Below are 16,474 nucleotides of genomic sequence, written 5' to 3'. Positions count from 1 at the left end.
GATGAATTCCATTAGCGAGGTGAACATGGCAATCGAGCAGAAACGTCCCGAAAAAGATGACGAGCCGAGCGAAGAAGAGCTCGAGCGGGAGAAACACAAGGAGCAGACCTGGAAGCATGACGACAGCCGCGAGTTGTCCGACCGTGATCAGGAACGCCCGCTGAAACCCTGAACGCCACAACGAAAAGCCCCGCGATTGCGGGGCTTTTCGTTTTATCAAAGATCTTCCAGCTGCGTGAAATCGGGGTGGGAGGCCCGATAACCCAAGGTCTTGTCGATCCAGGCATTCAGCTCGTTGACCATCACCGGCGGGTGGCAGGGATAGTTTTCGAGGGTGGCGCGCAGGATGCGGTCGATATCGGGTACGTCACGCAGGTTTCGAGTCTTTATGTAGTGGCCGATAAAACAGTCGAGTTGAAAGCGTTCTGTCGTAGACAGATGAATACACTCCAGGCCTGTGACCTGTTTGATTGCAAAATCGTCGCGCAACTTAGTTCTCTGCAAGGCTTGTAAGTTTGTGGGGTATTCCTGGTTTTGCTGACTCTTTGGTCAACTGGTATGCCAATAGGAAATGCGGCGCGCATGCTATCCGTAGTGTTTCTAAAAGTATGTATGACGATTGAAATGTCAGACAGGCGGTTAGTTCACTCAAACGACTGTTTCAGCTCCCTGTTTCGCGAATGAAACACCGCGTGTAACGCGCAGGATTCAATTCGTGGATTCCTGTTCTTGATAACGCACCGCGCCGGCATTTATTTATGTCACCGCTTCAATCAATTCCGCACCCTGATTGCGGGAGTTGCCCACCGCTTTGCCGACTTTGTGCCATTGGAACGCTTCGCTGGGTTCAGCTTCGAACAGCAACATCTGCTCGGCGCGCTCGGTGGGCGTGGCGGGATCGAGCCATTCGTGCACCCGATCGGCGCACAACACGATCGGGCGCCGGTCATGCACATCGAGCAAGCCGCCTTCGCTGTTGGCGGTGATGATGACGAAGCCGTCGTCTTCCCGTGGAGGTTCGCCGGGTGTCGGAAACTGGCCGATGGCGGCACAGAAAACCGGTTGATGATCGGCGCGACGAATCAGCCAGGGCTGTCGGCTTTTGTCGGGGGCATCGACCCACTCGAACCAGTTGTCGACCGGCACGATCAGCCGATGACGCCAGATCGCTCGAAAGAACGGCCCGTGGGCGACTTTTTCCACCCGCGCGTTGATCGGCGCAGCGCGATCCTTGGCCCAGTGCGGGCGCCAGCCCCAGCGCAGATTGTCGGCGTATAGCCGTTGTTCGTGCTGATGAAGAATCGCCAATGACGTCGTGGGCGCGGCGTTGTAATGCGCCAGCGGTGCGTCGCCGACGTGATTGATCAGCGCATCGGGAATGCTCAGCACCGCGACGAAATCGTGGATGCCCCGGTATTGCGACAGTCTTCCGCACATTGGCCGACCCTCCGGCGAACAGCTGCCTGAAGGTTTGAGCTTAGTTGCACGGTTCAATCCTTGCTGCCCTGGCCGGTGAACGCGTCGCGCCAGACCAGCCAGCGGCGTTCCAGTATGGCCAGCAGGCCGTCGCTGAGTTTGCCCAGCAGCGCCAGGACGATGATCGCGGCCAGCACGATGTCCGGCCGCGAAGTTTCGCGACCGTCGCTGAGCAGGTAGCCCAGCCCTTTGGTCGCCGCGATCAGTTCGGCCGCGACCAGAAACATCCACGACAGGCTCATGCCGCTGCGCAATCCGGTGAACAGGCCGGGCAGGGCAGCAGGCAGCAGAATTCGTCTGACCAGTTGCAGCGGACTGAAACCATAGATGTGCCCGACCTCCACCAGTTTGCGGTCGATGTTGCGGATCGCCGCGACCACGTTGACGTACACCGGGAAGAACGCACCGATGGCGATCAGGACAATTTTCGAGGTCTCGTCGATCCCCAGCCACAGCAGCAACAGCGGCACCCAGGCCAAGCTGGGAATCGAACGCAGCGCGGCGAAGGTCGGTTCCAGATAGGCCTCAGCTTCGCGGCTGAGGCCGACCCACGCGGCAAACACCAGCGCCAGACTCGCGCCGATGGCAAACCCCAGCAGCACGCGAATCAGGCTGGCGCCGATGTGTTTCCACAAGGCACCTTCGGCCAGATCGGTGAGGGTCAGGGCGATCTCACTCGGCGCGGGCATCTGGTAGGACGGCAGCCAGCCGATGCGTACGATAAATTCCAGGGCGATCACGATCAGCAGTGGCAGCGCCAGGCCTTTAAGGCGCCGGCGCCAGAGTGGATTCAACGGAAAGGGTTTTCGGCGTGGGGCCGACAAGGCGAGGCGGGCGGGCAAGTCGTTGCTCATGGACGGTTCTCCGCTCACGACAAATCCGCGACGGGCGCGGATTTGTTATGAGCCTGATCGGTTACTGGGCGGCGGCGACTTGCTGGAAACCGGTGTCGATCAACTGATCGATGACCTGATCGACATTCACCCCACGGCGCACCAGTTCTTCGGAGACCAGAATCGGCGCGGCGGCTTTCGAGGCCAGCACATCCTTGGCGGTCAGTTGCGGGCTGCTCAGGTCGGTGCGCGACAGTTGCAGCTTGGCCACATCCAGCGGCAGACCGGATTCGCTGGCGAGCAACTTGGCCAGTTCTTCGGGGTTCTTCACCGACCACTCGCGGGCCTGCTCATAGGCCTTGATCACGGTGTCGATGGTTTGCGGGTGCTGCCTGGCGTATTGCTCGGTAACGCTGACCACGCCGTAGCTGTTGAAGTCGCGATTGCGGTACAGCAGGCGCGAACCGGCCTGCACCTGACTGGCGGCCATGTGCGGATCGAGGCCGGCCCAAGCGTCGACATCGCCTTTCTCCAGGGCGGTGCGGCCGTCCGGATGTTGCAGGTGCACCAGTTCCACGTCGTCCTTTTTCAGCCCGGCCTGTTGCAGGGTGCGCAGGGTGAACAGGTACGGATCGGTGCCTTTGGTGGCGGCGATTTTCTTGCCCTTGAGGTCGCCGACGGACTGGATCGGCGAGTCCTTGCGCACCACCAGCGCGGTCCATTCGGCGCGGCTGTAAACGTAGACCGATTTGATCGGGCTGCCATTGGCCCGGCTGAGCACGGCAGCGAGGCTGGCCGACGAGGCGAAATCCACGCCGCCGCTGTTGAGGTATTCCAGCGAGCGGTTGCTGCCCTGGCTCAGCACCCAGCTGACTTTGCTCTGGGGCAGGGCTTTTTCCAGGTAGCCCAGGTGTTTGAGCGCCAGGCTGACCGGCGAGTAATAGGCGTAATCCAGATGCACTTCGGCCGGCGGCGCTTCGGCAGCGTGGGCGAGCGGTTGCAGGCTCAGGGCTACTGCGCAGGCCGCGAGCAGCGTTTTGACGCGGGAAAACGGTAAGAGGGATTTCATGGGCACGCTCCGGCAAGGCAACAGATTCTTATGTCCAAAAAGATATTTTTATCGAATGCTTCCTGCATGAATGGAATATTGCAGGCTCTGTGCCATGTGCGCCTTGTCCCGTATTTACGGGGTCTAACGCCGGTTTTGCAGGTTTGAAGTGTTGCAGGGAGAACACTGTGCCGAGCCACTGTTGCTCGGCCAACAGTGCGGCGGGAAGGTGCTGAGCTTATGCGCTAATCGAATTTCAAATCTGATTTGTAAGAGCGTTATGGTCTATAAAAATCCCTTCTGCAGGACTCGCCATGAAGCTCTCACGTTTCCTACGCGCCGCGTTGACCAGCGCACTGTTTGCCACGCCATTGACCTACGCCGCCGAACCCTTGGTCCTGCACGTCGGCGACCAGAATTACTACAACATCCGCGCGTCCATAGAAGCGTCCGGCGTGTTGAAGGACGCGCCTTACACGGTGGACTGGAAACATTTCCAGGCCGCTGCGCCATTGGCCGAGGCGTTGCAGACTGGGTCGCTGGATCTGGGTTTCCTGGGGGATTCGGGATTTCTGTTTCTGGCCGCCAAACAGGCGCCGGTGAAACTGATCGGTGTGTCGCGACAGAACCCGGACACCATCGCCCTGTTGGTGCCCAAGGATTCTCCGGTGAAAACCATCGAGGATCTGAAGGGCAAAAAAGTCGCCTACTGGCCGGGTGCCTGGAGTCAGCAGTTGACCTTGCGGGCGCTGGAGCAAGGCGGTTTGCCGGAGAATTACGTCGACTTCGTCAAATTGATGCCGATTGATGCAGCCGCCGCGCTACCACAAGGCAGCATCGATGCGTTCCCGGTCTGGGAACCCTACATTTCCCAGCAGATCGTGTTCTCGGGTGCGCGGCCGATTCTCACGGCGAAAAACCTGATGCCGGGCTTGAGCGCGATTGCGGCATCGGCGCCGTCCATCGACAGCAAGCGTGAAGCGATCGCCGATTTCCTCGGGCGCCTGAAGCAGGCCCGGGCCTGGGTTGACAGTCACACCGACGAGTACGCGGACCTGTGGGCGAAGAAAGCCAACCTCGATCAGCAGGTTTCGCGGCACTGGTTGCGCCAGGCGCACATGACGGTCGGCCCGGTCGATCAACAGGCTGCCGCCGATCTGCAAAGCACCGCCGACTTTCTGTTCAAGGTCAAGGCGCTGCCGGCTCCGCTGGCCACGGCGGGGATCATCGACAGCTCGTTTCAACAGGCACTGGCACGCTGAGCGAGCGCCGGAACCAAACCCTGTGTATCTTTATCCAACCTCGGCCCATCTCAATGGGTCGCAGGGAGGCAGCAGCGGCGAAGGAGTTTTGCCAATCGACAACATGACCGCAACGGTCGGGCTCAAGGCAAAACATGACACAGTGGTTCAAGCTTTTCTGCGCGATGGCGGTGGCCGTCGGGCTGGCCGGATGCATCGCCGCTCCCATCGAAATGACCGCACAGACCGAAGCCCGGCTCAAAGAGCAGGCGCCTGTGCGCTTTCTGTTGACCTTCGATGACGGGCCCAGCGCTTCCAGTTTTTTCAACCCGACCGACACCGTGCTCGACAGCCTCAAGGACAACCCGCTGCAATCGGGGATCAAAGCGGTGTTTTTCGTGCAGACCCGCGCGCCACGAGCGGGCAACAGTGAGATCGGCCGGCGGGTGATGCGCCGCGAGCACGCTGAAGGGCACATTCTGGGCTTTCACACTGCGACCCATTGGCACACCAATCATCGATTGCTCGACCCGGATGAGCTCGAAACCACGTTGACCAACGGCTCGGCGGACATCGCGGCGATCACCGGCGCGCCGCCGACATTGCTGCGTCCGCCGTTCTGGAACTACGACAAACGCACCTTCGCCGCCTATCAGCAGCACCACATGCAGGTGTTGCTGACCGACCTGAGCGCCAACGACGGCAAGATCTGGGGTTTCAACGCCAGCCCCCGGCGGCGGGCAAACATGCTGCGTCAGCTGTCTGAGGTCCGGGAACGGATTGCCCTTGGCGAATTGCCGACGGTGGACGGGGTGATTCCGGTGGTGGTGACCTTCCATGACCTCAACCGCTACACAGCCCGCCACACCCGCGAGTACTTGCAGATTCTGCTCGACAGCGCCGCCGCCACCGGCGTGCGACTGGCAGACAAACCGTTCTATGAGGATCGCACGGCGCTGGAAAAAGCCGCGCTGGCGCGCACGGTGGGCGAGTCGTCGAAACCGGTGAACCTGCCGGGAATCTGGAACTGGATCTGGGACCATGACGCCCATTGAGAGCGGCGACTTGAAGATGTGAAGCGGTTGGCAAATTTTGCGGGTGTCGGTGAGAGCAAGGCGACAAAAGCTCATCTATGCTGATCGGGTCGCCCGAGCCTGCGCCTGTGAGGCGTGCCCCCATGATTGCCATTACCGACATTTGCCGCATCGTCGAATCCGGCTTTTCGCCGCTGTATTGCGATTGCACCGAAACGGCGCAGGGACTCTTGCAGATCAAGGTTTACGAACCCGACAGCGGGCGGGTCAACCTGTTGCTCAACGGGGTTTCGCCGGAGCATCTGGTCACCATTCGTGACATCTCCAATTTCATCGGTGAATTGCGCACCGAGATGAGCGCCGGTCGCCGGGCATTCGCCGGTTGAGGGTTAAAGACGTCGCTGAAAGGCGCGGACGATGCTCAGCGTGGCGTCACTGACGTTCAGATTCTGCACCGCATCCAGCGGGTGCCAGAGACAGTCGACGATTTCATTCAGCGGGCGAACCTGATCAATGTTCAGCACCGAAGCCTCGTAGACGTGGTGGCGGGTGCTGCCGTTCTGCAATTCCATCAGATAGAGCATGTCATCGCTGTCCAGCCCGGTTTCCTCCTTTAGTTCTCGGACGGCGGCTTGCGCGCGGGTTTCTCCCGGTTCGACGGTGCCCCCCGGAAGCGTCCAGCGGCACCTGGGTTTGCGCACCAGGAGAATGTGTCGATCCTGCTCGCAGATGACGGTTGCTCGTACTTTCATGTGTTACCCGATTGCCGGTTGTCATAAATCTGTCATGAATTAGCAATATTTGGGCCGCTACCGGTTTAGAGCTTCTGAGTGCCTGGCAGCGGCAAAAGTGCCGGAGACTTGACGCGGCTGCGGTGCGACGTTCGGTCGGCACGTCAGAGTGTTGCGGGTGTAAGGTGGAAAAGTTCGTTACCAGACAGGAGGTGCCTATGAGCATGGCGATGCTGAACAAAATGCACATGAATGGCTACGACGTACTCAGCGTGAACAATGGCCCATGGCGGGTCTGCACGCAGGGCGACCGGCTTGCTTCGTTTGCCAGTCGCGAGGAAGCGCTGGCGTACGCCGCCGCGCTGCCGGGGTACAAAAGCCGCGCACGCGGTCGCAAGGCAGACTGAAGGTCTGTGAAGAAAAAGCCCCGGTTGTCCGGGGCTTTTTGCTGTGGGCAGGGTGAGGTTCAGTGGACTTTGGTTCGGCTGATGGCGCGGGCTTTCACTTCCCGGGCGTACAGTTGCAGGCGTTCTTCATCGCTTTGCAGCACCTCGCAGGATCGCAGCACCGCCTGGGCGTCCGCCTCGTTGCCTGACTGGCGCAGTTGCTCGGCGATGCGCTTGAGGTCCACCGCCGACCATCTCAGGTCCGATGCCACGCTTTGCAGGTCACGCTGAAGTTCGTGTTCGTATTCATTGAGCCGCATGATCACCTCCGGAACATTCTCGGTAAAACAGAGTAGCCGCATTTTTCCGGTGTGGGGCAAGGTCTTCTGTCGGTGAGCTGAATGACCCGGTTTTCGGGGAATACAGGCAGAGCGCTACGATGGATGTCCGAACAGTTACAGGGTACATTCGCGTTTTTTCAGAAGAAGGAATCACCATGCGGATGTTGATCGGGGGGATGCTGATGGCGACATTGGCCGGTTGTTCGCTGCCTGCGTCACTGGTGCCGGGCGAGCCGAATGTCAGCAAGATCAGCGGCAAGACTCCCAAGGATTACGCCGCGTGTGTATTGCCACTGTGGCAGCAGGACGTTGCCAAGACGTCCCAGACAGCGATTTCCAATGGCTACCGGATCACCGCGCCGAGCATCGTCACCGCCGACGAGATTCTCGATGTGGTCAAGTACAAGGACGGCAGCCGCGTCTCCCTGTATCAGGGGCCGCCGTGGGCGAAGTCCGGGTCGTTGCGCAAAGCGGTGCGCGACTGCCTGTAAGGTCGAATAAAAAAGCAGAAACCGGTGATCGGTTTCTGCTTTTTTTTGCCTGCTGATCGAGCTCAGTCCGAGATGTCGGTAAGCGGAATGCCGGCGCCGCCGGTCTTCTTTTCCCGACGATCCTGCATCCAGTCTTCCACCTGGCTGTTGAAGCCCGCCGGCGCCTTGCGCCCGACCTTTCTGGCGATGTCGAGGATGGTCTGCTGGGCGAGGGCTTCTTCCATGCGCTTTTGCGCGGTCATCATCGCGGCGTGAATCGAGCAGGTGCCGTCCAGTGCCCAGTCCGGCGGCGAGCCATCGAACAGTGCGCAGCGTCCGCGAATGTCCCGGCATTCGAAAATGTTCTTGGGACCATCGATGGCATTGACGATATCGAGCAGGGTGATTTCGTCCGCCGGACGCGCCAGGGTGAAGCCGCCGCGCACACCGCCGGTGGATTCCACCAGTTTGCCTTTGGCCAGTTTGGTGAAGATCTTCGCCAGGTAATCCAGCGGCACCCCTTGCAGCTCTGCCAGGTCACGCACGCTGGCTTCACGACTGTCACCGCCGCTGCCCACCAGAAAGGTCAGGCAGTGAATGCCGTACTCGACCCCCGCACTGTAAAGCGACATAACTATCTCCGACTTTATTTGTCGCCGATGTTATCAGGGTTGTTCGTGGCAAACAAATCGGGAACGCCTTGGGTTTTTGGCTCTGAGGATCCCGTTTTTCTTGGTTTTCAGCTAAATCAATGAGTTGTGGAGGGCGGATACGCTCAATCTGAGCTATCGAAGTTTTCGATGCTAATCATCACAAAATCTGACTTGTCGGATTTAAAGGCGACCAATACAGTCGCCGTTATCCGGTGAGCAGCCTTCCGCGTTCTTGAAAAATACAGACGTGTCCGCTCCCGATGATGTGAATCCTTCAACCTCATTCAGTGACTTGGCTTCGTGCCTGGAGAGAACAATGAAACAGCACATTCTGGTAATCGGCGCAGGTTTCGGTGGCATGTGGACGGCATTGAGCGCCACGCGTCTGGTCGACATTCACAATCGGGACAACATCGAAGTGACCGTGTTGGCGCCGCAGGCCGAGCTGCGCGTTCGTCCGCGTTTCTACGAGCCGAATGCCCACACGCTGGCGGCGCCGCTGGGCGATCTGTTCGATGCGGTTGGCGTCAACTTCATCAAGGGCGCGGCGAACACCATCGACGTGCAGGCGAAAACCGTGGGCTACACCGACGCAGCCGGTGCGCAACAGGTGTTCAACTACGACAAACTGGTGCTGGCCTCCGGCAGCGGCCTGGCCCTGCCAGACACCCCGGGCGTGGCGCAATACGCGTTTGATGTCGATCAGATCGAAGCTGCGATCCGCCTGGAAAACCACCTGGATTCCCTGATCGGCCAGCCTGAAAGCCAGGCACGCAACACGGTGGTCGTCGCCGGCGGCGGTTTCACCGGTATCGAAACCGCCACCGAAATGCCGGCGCGTCTGCGCGCTGTGCTGGGCGACGATGCCAACGTTCAGGTGATCATCGTTGACCGTGCGCAGAAAGTCGGCGCTTCCATGGGCGAAGCCATCAGCGTGTCGATTGCCGAAGCGAGCGAAGAGTTGGGCGTTGAATGGCGACTGGGTGTGTCGGTGCTGTCGGTCGATGAAAACGGCGTGACCCTGTCGGACGGCCAGCGCATCGACGCAAAAACCGTGGTCTGGACCACCGGGGTACGCGCCAGCTCCCTGACCGAACAGATTCCTGCCGAGCGTGATCGCCAGGGCCGTCTGCACGTTGATGCCAACTTGAAAGTCATCGGCCAGGACGACATCTTCGCCACCGGCGACGTGGCTTACGCGGCCACCGACGATATCGGCAACTTCGCCCTGATGACCTGCCAGCACGCGATTTCTCTTGGTCGTCACGCCGGTAACAACGTCGCAGCGCAGATTCTGGGTGTCGACCCGAAGCCGTACAGCCAGCCGAAATACGTGACCTGCCTCGACCTCGGCGCCTGGGGTGCGGTGTACACCGAAGGCTGGGATCGTCAGGTGAAACTGGTTAAAGAGGAGGGCAAGTCGCTCAAGACCCAGATCAACACCCAGTGGATCTACCCGCCGGCGGCTGACCGTGCCATCGCGCTGGCGGCTGCGGATCCGATGATCCCCGTCGTCGCGTAAAAACGGCGTGGCACAGAAAATCCCGCCCGGTTGATGCCGGGCGGGATTTTTTCGTTCAGATTCCGCAAACCCCTCCGGCAAGGACCACCCGACCGAACTCGGCGTTGGCCTCCTGAGGTGTGATGGCGAGCAGTTGGTCGAGGCGAATTTCCTGTTGCGCGCCTTGTTGCTCGATCACCAGGAATTCTTCTTTGTCGCTGCTGGTTCGCGTGGTCACGGCCCGAGCCATCAGTTGCTGACCGTCAATCAACTCGATGTCCAGCTGATAGCCGCGCAGGCAGGCGATTTCCAGGTAGTCGTACAGATCACAGTTCAACGGCTGATAACGGGTCATGGTGCTACTCCTCGAAACCTTGCAGAGTGATGATGAAATAGCCGTCTTCGGCGATGGCCTTGGCGACCTGCGGATTGGCCGGCTCGCTGTGGCAGAACAGACACTGGCTCTGGGAAATGTCTTCGTCCTGCAAGCCGTTGTCCATCAGGAACTGCCGGGCGTAGGCCTTCGCCGCTTCGGCTTCGCGATCGGTCAAAACATCGAAATGAAGATAGCGGCCATCTTTGGTGCGCACGTGGGTATCGAATACTTTGACGAACATTATTGGCTCTCCTGCATTTTCCAGGTGCCGGGCAGCGAGAGGTTGCCCGAGGCGATGTCGTAGACGCTGCTGACACACAGCAGCGGGTTGTGCAGGTCGGCATTGACCTTCAGCGCTGCGGTGACGCCGTCATAGTTGAAGCTTTGCGGGAAACCGACGGCAGCCAGCGGCACGCGGATCTGCGCGGCGTTCTGTTTCACGCTCAGGTCGTAGCCGGGGGAGTCGATGTAAATCGGCGCGCCGGGCCAGGTCGCAGGTAGTTTCGGTTTGGCGTCCTTGGGGATGTCGCGCACTTTCAGGCCACCGGGGCCGCAGCTTTCATCCTTGCTCAGGACCACCCAGTGCGAGTGCCAGAGGCCGCCGTCGTTGTCCTTCTTGCCGTCCTTGTTTTCATCCAGCTGCGGGGTGTCATCGAAGTCCGGGTGCGAGGTCAGGGCGAGGGCGAGGATGCCGGAGTTCGCTTCAAAACCGACGGCGCCGCTGTCCAGGCTAGTGGGCCAGACGTAGCTGTAAACCTCGGCGCCGGCGAATGAACCCTTGGCGGTCGGCACGCGGCTGCCGGCCTTGCCATCGACCAATTGTTCGAAGACCAAGGTGTTGCCGTCCTTGAAAACACGGGTGTGGACCAGGTCGAACGCGGCGTCGGTTTTACCGGGTTCGCTGTGAATGCCTTCAGGTCCGTGGGCCCAGGCTTGTGTTGCCAGAAGCGTGCTGATGGTCAATGCCAATGCGGTTTTCATGGGATGCCTCGAAGTGTGTTTTAAGTTTCGAATCGACACCGTAATCTTAAAGTGGCACTGTTTTTTGTCAATATGGTTTTTAAACGATACTATTTATTGATCCCATTGAAACAGGCGATGACCGTGTTGTTTGACCTGCTGGAAAGATTGTCGAGCCTGACCCGCGTGTGGTTTCGCGAGCACCCGCTGCTGGCCGAACTGCAACCGATTCAACTCAGCGCGCTGCTGTATCTGGCGCGGTGCAACCGCTATTCGAATACGCCGCTGGCGGTCACCGATTACCTCGGCCTGACCAAGGGCACCGTGTCGCAGTCGCTCAAGGCGCTGGAGACCCATGGCTTTCTGACCAAGGTTCCGGACGCCCGAGACAAACGCAGCGTGCATCTGGAATTGACGACTACTGCGCGCGAGCTGATCGATGCGGTCATGCCGCCAGATTTCCTGAGCAATGCCGCGCAACGCATGGGCGCGCGTGCCGGCAATCTGGAGGTATTGTTGCTGGAGTTGCTGCGCCACATTCAACACAGCGAAAACGTACCCAGTTACGGGCTTTGCCGGACTTGTCGTTTCCACCAGACAACCACTGCCGGCGCCGTCTGCGGATTGACCGGCGAAGCGTTGGCCCCGCCGGAAATCGAACTGATCTGTCGCGAGCATCGGTTACCTGAAGAAATCCCTGTTTGATCTTCTTTGTGCCACGGCTGTGACTAATCCTCACGGCTCCCTGTTTTCTCTACGATGCGTAATGCCCGGTGACACTTGATCGCAAGCGTCTTTCCAGCGTGCACTAGGCTTTGAATGCCGGCCCATTACGGGCCGGCATTGCTGTTTTGGGAGGACTGTTTTTTTGATTCAAGGAGCGACCGATCATGGATGATCTGGTGAAAGAAGTGATTCCGCTGTTGCAGTACCTGATCCCGGGGTTTGTCTCGGCCTGGATTTTCTACACCCTGACGGCGTTCAAGCGGCCGGATACGTTCGGGCAGATCGTGCAGGCGCTGATTTTCACGTTTGTGATTCACGGGATGGTGCTGGGGGTTGGGGCGGTTTGTGTGTGGGTGGGGGAGAAGGGGTTTTCTGTAGGGAAGTGGGATGCGAAGGCTGAAGCGTGCTGGGCATTTTCTGCTTCGTTGTTGCTTGGGTTGATGGCTTGCTGTCTGGCAACCAATGGCAAATTGCATAGGTGGTTGCGCAGTAGAAACGTAACGAAACAATCTTCCTATCCCAGTGAATGGTTCTGCGCTTTTGCTCAATATGACCGATTCATCACCCTTCATCTGGAGGATGAAAGGCGCGTTCTAGGCTGGCCAGTCGAGTGGCCGCCGGAGTCGAACACCGGGCAGTTTTTGATGAGGTTTCCACGCTGGCTCAACGAAGATGGCAAATTGGATCCTATTGGCGCCGAATTTTTGCTGATAGATTCCGCGAAGGTTAAATGGGTTGAATTCAGCCCGGCATCAGAGGGTTCATCATGACCGCAAGAGCACCGCAACCAATGCCACAACATCTGGAGCGACTTTTCGTTGGGCCCGACGGGAAGCTGTTGGAGAAACCATTGATCACGGGCCCAAAGGCCCCTCCACCGCTGAAGTACCCCCCATCACCGCAAGCCCGCTACTAACCCCATCCATCCTTCACCGCCCGGCGAATGCCCTCCAGCAACATCGCAAACGCCGGGTTGTCATTGTTCTCCCGCCAGATCAGATGCAGTTCGCTCTGCACCCCTTCGCCCAGATCGATCTCGCGAAACACCACATTCCTGAACACCACACTGGTCGCGCAACGCGGCACCAGCGCCAGGCCCATGCCTGCATTCACCAGCGCCAGAATCGTCAGCGAAGACCCCAGCCACTGCACGTAATCCGGAGCGACCCGAGCCGAGCGCAGCATACCGGTGAGCAGTTCGTTGAACGGCGGATAGGCCGCGTGGGAATACATCAGGAACGGCTGCCCATCCAGGTCCTTCACTGAAACGTCGTCAGCCTCGGCCAGCCGATGACCACTCGGCACCGCCAGCACAAACGGCTCGCGCACCAGGCATTCGGTGGCGTAGCCCGGTTCCAGCAACGGCGCGCGGACGATGCCCAGGTCGATGCGTCGGGCGCGCAGGGCTTCGTGTTGCTGATAGGTGTTCATTTCGGTCAGGTCGATCTTCACCTGCGGCTGCTTGAGGCGCGCCTCGGCGATAACCTTGGGCAGAAACTCGTATACCGCGCTACCGACAAAACTGATGTTCACCGAACCGATATCACCCTCGGCAAAACGTCGGGCGGTGACGGCGGCCTGTTGCGCGCGTTCGAGCAGGTTTTGCGCCTCGATGAAGAATGCGCGGCCGGCAGCGGTGAGCGCCACACTGCGCGTACTGCGGGTAAACAGTTCGACACCCAGGTGATGTTCCAGCAACTGGATCTGCCGGCTCAATGGCGGCTGGGTCATGTTCAACCGCTCGGCGGCACGCCGGAAGTTGAGCTCGGTGGCGACGGTGGTGAAGCAGCGCAGTTGGGTGAGTTCGAACATTGATCTAATCCAGGTATCAATCGAATGCCAAGTTAGATTAGACGGGATCAATTGCCCCGTCCATGATCGCTCTACGCCTCAAAGGCCACCGCTATCCCTACAAAAACAAAGATCGGGAGTCGCCCCTTGAATACCCTCCAGAGTCCGCCGGACATCACGGTACTCGCCCGCGCCGCCGCCAAGGTCAAGCGCCATGTGCTGCCGTTGTTCGTGGTGATGTTCATCGTCAACTACATCGACCGGGTCAACATCGGCTTCGTGCGCAGTCATCTGGAAACCGATCTGGGTATCGGCGCTGCTGCCTACGGCCTTGGTGCCGGTCTGTTTTTCATCGGTTACGCCTTGTTTGAAGTGCCGTCCAACATGCTCCTGCAACGCTACGGCGCTCGCGCCTGGCTGACGCGGATCATGTTCACCTGGGGCGCCGCGGCGATGGCCATGGCGTTCGTCAAGGGTGAAACCAGTTTCTACGTGTTGCGCTTCATCCTGGGCGCAGCCGAGGCCGGTTTTTTTCCGGGGATCATTTATTACTTCACCCAATGGCTGCCAGCCTCGGAGCGCGGCAAGACCATGGCGGTGTTTCTCAGCGGCTCGGCGATTGCTTCGGTGATTTCCGGCCCGGTGTCCGGCGCGCTGTTGCACATCAGCGGTCTGGGCATGCACGGCTGGCAGTGGATGTTCCTGATCGAAGGCGCCGCGTCGGTGGTGCTCTGCGGGTTTGTCTGGTTCTGGCTGCAATCCCATCCGCGCCAGGCCAAGTGGCTGAGCGAGGAGGAGCGTGAAGCGTTGGTGTCAGCAATCGCCGAAGAACAACGTGCCCGCGAAGCAACTCACGTCGCCAAACCATCGATGTTCAAATTGCTGGCGGACCGGCAGATCGCGCTGTTCTGCTTCATCTACTTTTCCATCGCCCTGACCATTTACGGCGCCACCTTCTGGCTGCCGAGCATGATCAAGAAAATGGGCAACCTCGGCGACTTCCAGGTCGGGCTGCTCAACTCGGTGCCGTGGATCATTTCCATCGTCGCGATGTACGGCTTTGCGGCGCTGGCCGGCAAGTGGAAATTCCAGCAGGCGTGGGTCGCGCTCACTCTGGTGATCGCCGCGTTCGGCATGTTCATGTCCACCACTGGCGGGCCGATTTTCGCCTTCGTCGCTATCTGTTTTGCGGCCATCGGTTTCAAGGCGGCTTCGGCACTGTTCTGGCCGATTCCGCAAAGCTATCTGGATGCGCGTATCGCGGCGGCGGTGATCGCGCTGATCAACTCCATCGGCAACCTCGGCGGCTTCGTTGCGCCGACCGCGTTCGGTTTTCTGGAACAGACCACCGGCTCTATCGAGGGCGGTCTGTATGGCCTGGCCGCGACTTCGCTGGTAGCGGCGGTAGTGATTTTCTTCGCCCGCATGGCGCCCGGCGCCAAAGGCAAAACCCCGGCAAAGCCTGAACCTGAAACCGCCGTTGCGCCGACGGCCAGCCCGGTGGTGAGCCACTGATTCCGACTCAACAGGAGCGTCATTTTGAAAATCACTCGCGTAACCGTCACTCCGATCGCTTTCCGTGATCCGCCGCTGCTCAACGCCAGTGGCATCCACGAACCGTTTGCCCTGCGCTCTATCATCGAGATCGAGAGTGATAACGGCTACATCGGCCTTGGCGAAAGTTATGGCGATGCCCCGGCGCTGGCGATCCAGCAACAGTTGCAATCGCAGTTGACCGGCCTCGATCCGTTCAATCTCAATCAGTTGCGTCGGATCGTTCAGGCTACGGTTGCTGCCCACAAACCGGCCAGTCTGGCCGGTGCCGAGCTGGCCCCCGGTTCCCACGCCAGCAAAGCCGTCAGCAACGCGTATTCGGCGTTCGAAGTGGCGTTTCTCGATTTACAAGCCCGTTACCTGAATGTGCCGCTGGTGGATCTGCTGGGCGGTGCGGTGCGCGATGAAGTGCCGTTCAGTGCCTACCTGTTTTTCAAGTACGCGCAACACGTCGATTCACCGTACAAACCGGACAACTGGGGCGAGGCGCTGAACGAAGAGCAGATCGTCGCCCAGGCCGCGCGGATGATCGAGGCTTACGGTTTCAAGAGCATCAAGCTCAAGGCCGGCACGCTGCCCCCGGAGCATGAAGTGGCGTGCATCAAGGCGCTGAAAAAGGCCTTTCCCGGTTATCCGCTGCGCATCGATCCCAACGGCAACTGGTCGCTGGAAACCTCGATCCGCATGGCCGAGTTGCTGGGTGATGATCTGCAGTATTACGAGGATCCGACCCCAGGCCTCGAAGGGATGGCCGAGTTGCACAACCGTACCGGGTTGCCGCTGGCGACCAACATGGTGGTCACCGATTTCGACGAGTTCCGCCGCAGCGTAGCTTTGAACAGCGTGCAGATTGTCCTCGCCGATCACCATTACTGGGGCGGCCTGCGCGACACCCAGACCCTGGCGAAAATGTGCGACACCTTCGGCCTCGGCGTGTCGATGCATTCCAACTCACACCTGGGCATCAGCCTGATGGCGATGGCTCACGTGGCGGCCGCCGTGCCGAATCTGGACTACGCCTGCGACACCCATTACCCGTGGCAGGAACCGGATGAAGAGGTGATCAAGGGTGGCAAACTGCCGATCGTCGACGGCTGCGTGAAGATCACTCGTGCACCGGGCTTGGGGTTGGAACTGGATCACGATCAACTGGGCAAGCTGCACGATCAGTACCTGACCTGCGGCATTCGCCAGCGCGATGATGTGCGGCAGATGCAGCGCTACAAACCTGACTGGAAAGCGGTGAAACCGCGGTTCTGAGTTCACCGGCCTGGCGCCATCGCGAGCAGGCTCGCTCCCACATTGGAATACTTGTCTCTGTGGGAGCGAGCCTGCTCGCGATGCCAATGATCT

22 protein-coding genes are annotated in these 16,474 nt (G+C 59.6%); 11 read left to right on the top strand and 11 right to left on the bottom strand.

From position 1 onward, the window contains the following. Positions 1 to 25 precede the first annotated feature (25 nt). Entirely contained in the window at positions 26 to 172 is a 147-nt protein-coding gene (locus tag LOY31_RS16990; RefSeq protein ID WP_258711893.1) for a hypothetical protein, read from the top strand. Positions 173 to 216: 44 nt separating this feature from the next. Here the strand turns inward: LOY31_RS16990 and LOY31_RS16985 are convergent, their stop codons facing one another. From LOY31_RS16985 to LOY31_RS16970, 4 genes are all read right to left on the bottom strand, one after another. Further along, the gene (locus tag LOY31_RS16985) at positions 217 to 489 is read right to left on the bottom strand and encodes a hypothetical protein (RefSeq protein ID WP_041475322.1); all 273 of its coding nucleotides are present in this window, start codon (positions 487 to 489) and stop codon (positions 217 to 219) included. Between the two features lie 267 nt (positions 490 to 756). Continuing rightward, a complete protein-coding gene (locus LOY31_RS16980) occupies positions 757 to 1,437 on the bottom strand; it encodes an SOS response-associated peptidase (protein ID WP_258711892.1) in 681 nt (226 codons plus the stop codon). 53 nt (positions 1,438 to 1,490) lie between these two features. Next, entirely contained in the window at positions 1,491 to 2,330 is an 840-nt protein-coding gene (locus LOY31_RS16975; protein WP_258711891.1) for an ABC transporter permease, read from the bottom strand. Positions 2,331 to 2,391: 61 nt separating this feature from the next. Beyond that, positions 2,392 to 3,378 (bottom strand): aliphatic sulfonate ABC transporter substrate-binding protein, encoded by a 987-nt coding sequence (locus tag LOY31_RS16970; RefSeq protein WP_085602940.1) that lies wholly within the window; start codon positions 3,376 to 3,378, stop codon positions 2,392 to 2,394. Positions 3,379 to 3,671: 293 nt separating this feature from the next. On the opposite strand from LOY31_RS16970, the gene LOY31_RS16965 reads away from it, so the two are divergent. From LOY31_RS16965 to LOY31_RS16955, 3 genes are all read left to right on the top strand, one after another. Continuing rightward, entirely contained in the window at positions 3,672 to 4,619 is a 948-nt protein-coding gene (locus LOY31_RS16965; RefSeq protein ID WP_011334669.1) for an ABC transporter substrate-binding protein, read from the top strand. A gap of 134 nt (positions 4,620 to 4,753) precedes the next feature. Continuing rightward, a complete protein-coding gene (locus tag LOY31_RS16960; protein WP_085602942.1) occupies positions 4,754 to 5,653 on the top strand; it encodes a polysaccharide deacetylase family protein in 900 nt (299 codons plus the stop codon). Between the two features lie 122 nt (positions 5,654 to 5,775). After that, positions 5,776 to 6,018, top strand: coding sequence for a DUF1652 domain-containing protein (locus LOY31_RS16955; RefSeq protein ID WP_007950507.1), 243 nt, complete (start codon positions 5,776 to 5,778; stop codon positions 6,016 to 6,018). A 3-nt stretch (positions 6,019 to 6,021) separates the two neighbouring features. Here the strand turns inward: LOY31_RS16955 and LOY31_RS16950 are convergent, their stop codons facing one another. Next, positions 6,022 to 6,384: an NUDIX hydrolase gene (locus tag LOY31_RS16950; protein ID WP_085602944.1), complete on the bottom strand. Its 363-nt coding sequence runs from the start codon at positions 6,382 to 6,384 to the stop codon at positions 6,022 to 6,024. A 197-nt stretch (positions 6,385 to 6,581) separates the two neighbouring features. Here LOY31_RS16950 and LOY31_RS16945 point away from each other — a divergent pair, with 197 nt between their 5' ends. Then, on the top strand, positions 6,582 to 6,770 hold the full coding sequence (locus tag LOY31_RS16945; RefSeq protein ID WP_007950503.1) for a hypothetical protein: 189 nt from the start codon (positions 6,582 to 6,584) through the stop codon (positions 6,768 to 6,770). Between the two features lie 59 nt (positions 6,771 to 6,829). Here the strand turns inward: LOY31_RS16945 and LOY31_RS16940 are convergent, their stop codons facing one another. After that, positions 6,830 to 7,069 (bottom strand): hypothetical protein, encoded by a 240-nt coding sequence (locus tag LOY31_RS16940; protein WP_007950501.1) that lies wholly within the window; start codon positions 7,067 to 7,069, stop codon positions 6,830 to 6,832. Between the two features lie 176 nt (positions 7,070 to 7,245). Here LOY31_RS16940 and LOY31_RS16935 point away from each other — a divergent pair, with 176 nt between their 5' ends. Continuing rightward, positions 7,246 to 7,581 carry a hypothetical protein gene (locus LOY31_RS16935; RefSeq protein ID WP_258711890.1) on the top strand — a complete coding sequence of 112 codons (336 nt, stop codon included), beginning with the start codon at positions 7,246 to 7,248 and terminating at the stop codon, positions 7,579 to 7,581. 62 nt (positions 7,582 to 7,643) lie between these two features. Here the strand turns inward: LOY31_RS16935 and LOY31_RS16930 are convergent, their stop codons facing one another. Beyond that, positions 7,644 to 8,192: an Rrf2 family transcriptional regulator gene (locus LOY31_RS16930; RefSeq protein WP_221534365.1), complete on the bottom strand. Its 549-nt coding sequence runs from the start codon at positions 8,190 to 8,192 to the stop codon at positions 7,644 to 7,646. Positions 8,193 to 8,529: 337 nt separating this feature from the next. Here LOY31_RS16930 and LOY31_RS16925 point away from each other — a divergent pair, with 337 nt between their 5' ends. Then, a complete protein-coding gene (locus LOY31_RS16925; protein WP_258711889.1) occupies positions 8,530 to 9,735 on the top strand; it encodes an NAD(P)/FAD-dependent oxidoreductase in 1,206 nt (401 codons plus the stop codon). Positions 9,736 to 9,790: 55 nt separating this feature from the next. Here the strand turns inward: LOY31_RS16925 and LOY31_RS16920 are convergent, their stop codons facing one another. From LOY31_RS16920 to LOY31_RS16910, 3 genes are read right to left on the bottom strand one after another with little or no spacing between them, the layout of a single operon-like run. Continuing rightward, on the bottom strand, positions 9,791 to 10,069 hold the full coding sequence (locus LOY31_RS16920; protein WP_258711888.1) for a Rho-binding antiterminator: 279 nt from the start codon (positions 10,067 to 10,069) through the stop codon (positions 9,791 to 9,793). 4 nt (positions 10,070 to 10,073) lie between these two features. Continuing rightward, positions 10,074 to 10,331 (bottom strand): DUF2024 family protein, encoded by a 258-nt coding sequence (locus LOY31_RS16915; RefSeq protein ID WP_007950496.1) that lies wholly within the window; start codon positions 10,329 to 10,331, stop codon positions 10,074 to 10,076. Continuing rightward, positions 10,331 to 11,071 carry a hypothetical protein gene (locus LOY31_RS16910; protein ID WP_207983055.1) on the bottom strand — a complete coding sequence of 247 codons (741 nt, stop codon included), beginning with the start codon at positions 11,069 to 11,071 and terminating at the stop codon, positions 10,331 to 10,333. The genes LOY31_RS16915 and LOY31_RS16910 overlap by 1 nt, the downstream gene beginning before the upstream one ends. A 117-nt stretch (positions 11,072 to 11,188) precedes the next feature. Between LOY31_RS16910 and LOY31_RS16905 the strand changes: the two genes are divergently transcribed. Further along, the gene (locus tag LOY31_RS16905; protein WP_258711887.1) at positions 11,189 to 11,755 is read left to right on the top strand and encodes a MarR family winged helix-turn-helix transcriptional regulator; all 567 of its coding nucleotides are present in this window, start codon (positions 11,189 to 11,191) and stop codon (positions 11,753 to 11,755) included. A gap of 185 nt (positions 11,756 to 11,940) precedes the next feature. Beyond that, positions 11,941 to 12,546 (top strand): DUF6338 family protein, encoded by a 606-nt coding sequence (locus LOY31_RS16900; RefSeq protein WP_258711886.1) that lies wholly within the window; start codon positions 11,941 to 11,943, stop codon positions 12,544 to 12,546. Between the two features lie 142 nt (positions 12,547 to 12,688). On the opposite strand, the gene LOY31_RS16895 is transcribed toward LOY31_RS16900, so the two are convergent. Next, positions 12,689 to 13,588, bottom strand: coding sequence for a LysR substrate-binding domain-containing protein (locus tag LOY31_RS16895; protein WP_064379392.1), 900 nt, complete (start codon positions 13,586 to 13,588; stop codon positions 12,689 to 12,691). Between the two features lie 126 nt (positions 13,589 to 13,714). Between LOY31_RS16895 and LOY31_RS16890 the strand changes: the two genes are divergently transcribed. Together LOY31_RS16890 and LOY31_RS16885 are read left to right on the top strand one after the other, a co-directional pair. Then, positions 13,715 to 15,082, top strand: a complete 1,368-nt coding sequence (locus tag LOY31_RS16890) for an MFS transporter (protein WP_258711885.1) — start codon at positions 13,715 to 13,717, stop codon at positions 15,080 to 15,082. A 24-nt stretch (positions 15,083 to 15,106) separates the two neighbouring features. Next, on the top strand, positions 15,107 to 16,381 hold the full coding sequence (locus LOY31_RS16885; protein WP_258711884.1) for a glucarate dehydratase family protein: 1,275 nt from the start codon (positions 15,107 to 15,109) through the stop codon (positions 16,379 to 16,381). Positions 16,382 to 16,474: the final 93 nt, after the last annotated feature.

Origin of the sequence: Pseudomonas sp. B21-021, assembly GCF_024749205.1 — a bacterium.
GTDB classification, from domain to species: domain Bacteria; phylum Pseudomonadota; class Gammaproteobacteria; order Pseudomonadales; family Pseudomonadaceae; genus Aquipseudomonas; species Aquipseudomonas paraglycinae.
This window is presented reverse-complemented; position numbering and strand designations above follow the sequence as displayed.

What these genes read in the sequence shown, in the direction of transcription:
- LOY31_RS16955 (WP_007950507.1), top strand. Translation starts at nt 5,776, where the DNA reads ATGATTGCCATTACCGACATTTGCCGCATCGTCGAATCCGGCTTTTCG.
- LOY31_RS16935 (WP_258711890.1), top strand. Translation starts at nt 7,246, where the DNA reads ATGCGGATGTTGATCGGGGGGATGCTGATGGCGACATTGGCCGGTTGT.
- LOY31_RS16905 (WP_258711887.1), top strand. Translation starts at nt 11,189, where the DNA reads ATGACCGTGTTGTTTGACCTGCTGGAAAGATTGTCGAGCCTGACCCGC.
- LOY31_RS16970 (WP_085602940.1), bottom strand. Translation starts at nt 3,378, where the DNA reads ATGAAATCCCTCTTACCGTTTTCCCGCGTCAAAACGCTGCTCGCGGCC.
- LOY31_RS16950 (WP_085602944.1), bottom strand. Translation starts at nt 6,384, where the DNA reads ATGAAAGTACGAGCAACCGTCATCTGCGAGCAGGATCGACACATTCTC.
- LOY31_RS16960 (WP_085602942.1), top strand. Translation starts at nt 4,754, where the DNA reads ATGACACAGTGGTTCAAGCTTTTCTGCGCGATGGCGGTGGCCGTCGGG.
- LOY31_RS16990 (WP_258711893.1), top strand. Translation starts at nt 26, where the DNA reads ATGGCAATCGAGCAGAAACGTCCCGAAAAAGATGACGAGCCGAGCGAA.
- LOY31_RS16930 (WP_221534365.1), bottom strand. Translation starts at nt 8,192, where the DNA reads ATGTCGCTTTACAGTGCGGGGGTCGAGTACGGCATTCACTGCCTGACC.
- LOY31_RS16925 (WP_258711889.1), top strand. Translation starts at nt 8,530, where the DNA reads ATGAAACAGCACATTCTGGTAATCGGCGCAGGTTTCGGTGGCATGTGG.
- LOY31_RS16940 (WP_007950501.1), bottom strand. Translation starts at nt 7,069, where the DNA reads ATGCGGCTCAATGAATACGAACACGAACTTCAGCGTGACCTGCAAAGC.
- LOY31_RS16945 (WP_007950503.1), top strand. Translation starts at nt 6,582, where the DNA reads ATGAGCATGGCGATGCTGAACAAAATGCACATGAATGGCTACGACGTA.
- LOY31_RS16915 (WP_007950496.1), bottom strand. Translation starts at nt 10,331, where the DNA reads ATGTTCGTCAAAGTATTCGATACCCACGTGCGCACCAAAGATGGCCGC.
- LOY31_RS16900 (WP_258711886.1), top strand. Translation starts at nt 11,941, where the DNA reads ATGGATGATCTGGTGAAAGAAGTGATTCCGCTGTTGCAGTACCTGATC.
- LOY31_RS16910 (WP_207983055.1), bottom strand. Translation starts at nt 11,071, where the DNA reads ATGAAAACCGCATTGGCATTGACCATCAGCACGCTTCTGGCAACACAA.
- LOY31_RS16975 (WP_258711891.1), bottom strand. Translation starts at nt 2,330, where the DNA reads ATGAGCAACGACTTGCCCGCCCGCCTCGCCTTGTCGGCCCCACGCCGA.
- LOY31_RS16920 (WP_258711888.1), bottom strand. Translation starts at nt 10,069, where the DNA reads ATGACCCGTTATCAGCCGTTGAACTGTGATCTGTACGACTACCTGGAA.
- LOY31_RS16965 (WP_011334669.1), top strand. Translation starts at nt 3,672, where the DNA reads ATGAAGCTCTCACGTTTCCTACGCGCCGCGTTGACCAGCGCACTGTTT.
- LOY31_RS16980 (WP_258711892.1), bottom strand. Translation starts at nt 1,437, where the DNA reads ATGTGCGGAAGACTGTCGCAATACCGGGGCATCCACGATTTCGTCGCG.
- LOY31_RS16895 (WP_064379392.1), bottom strand. Translation starts at nt 13,588, where the DNA reads ATGTTCGAACTCACCCAACTGCGCTGCTTCACCACCGTCGCCACCGAG.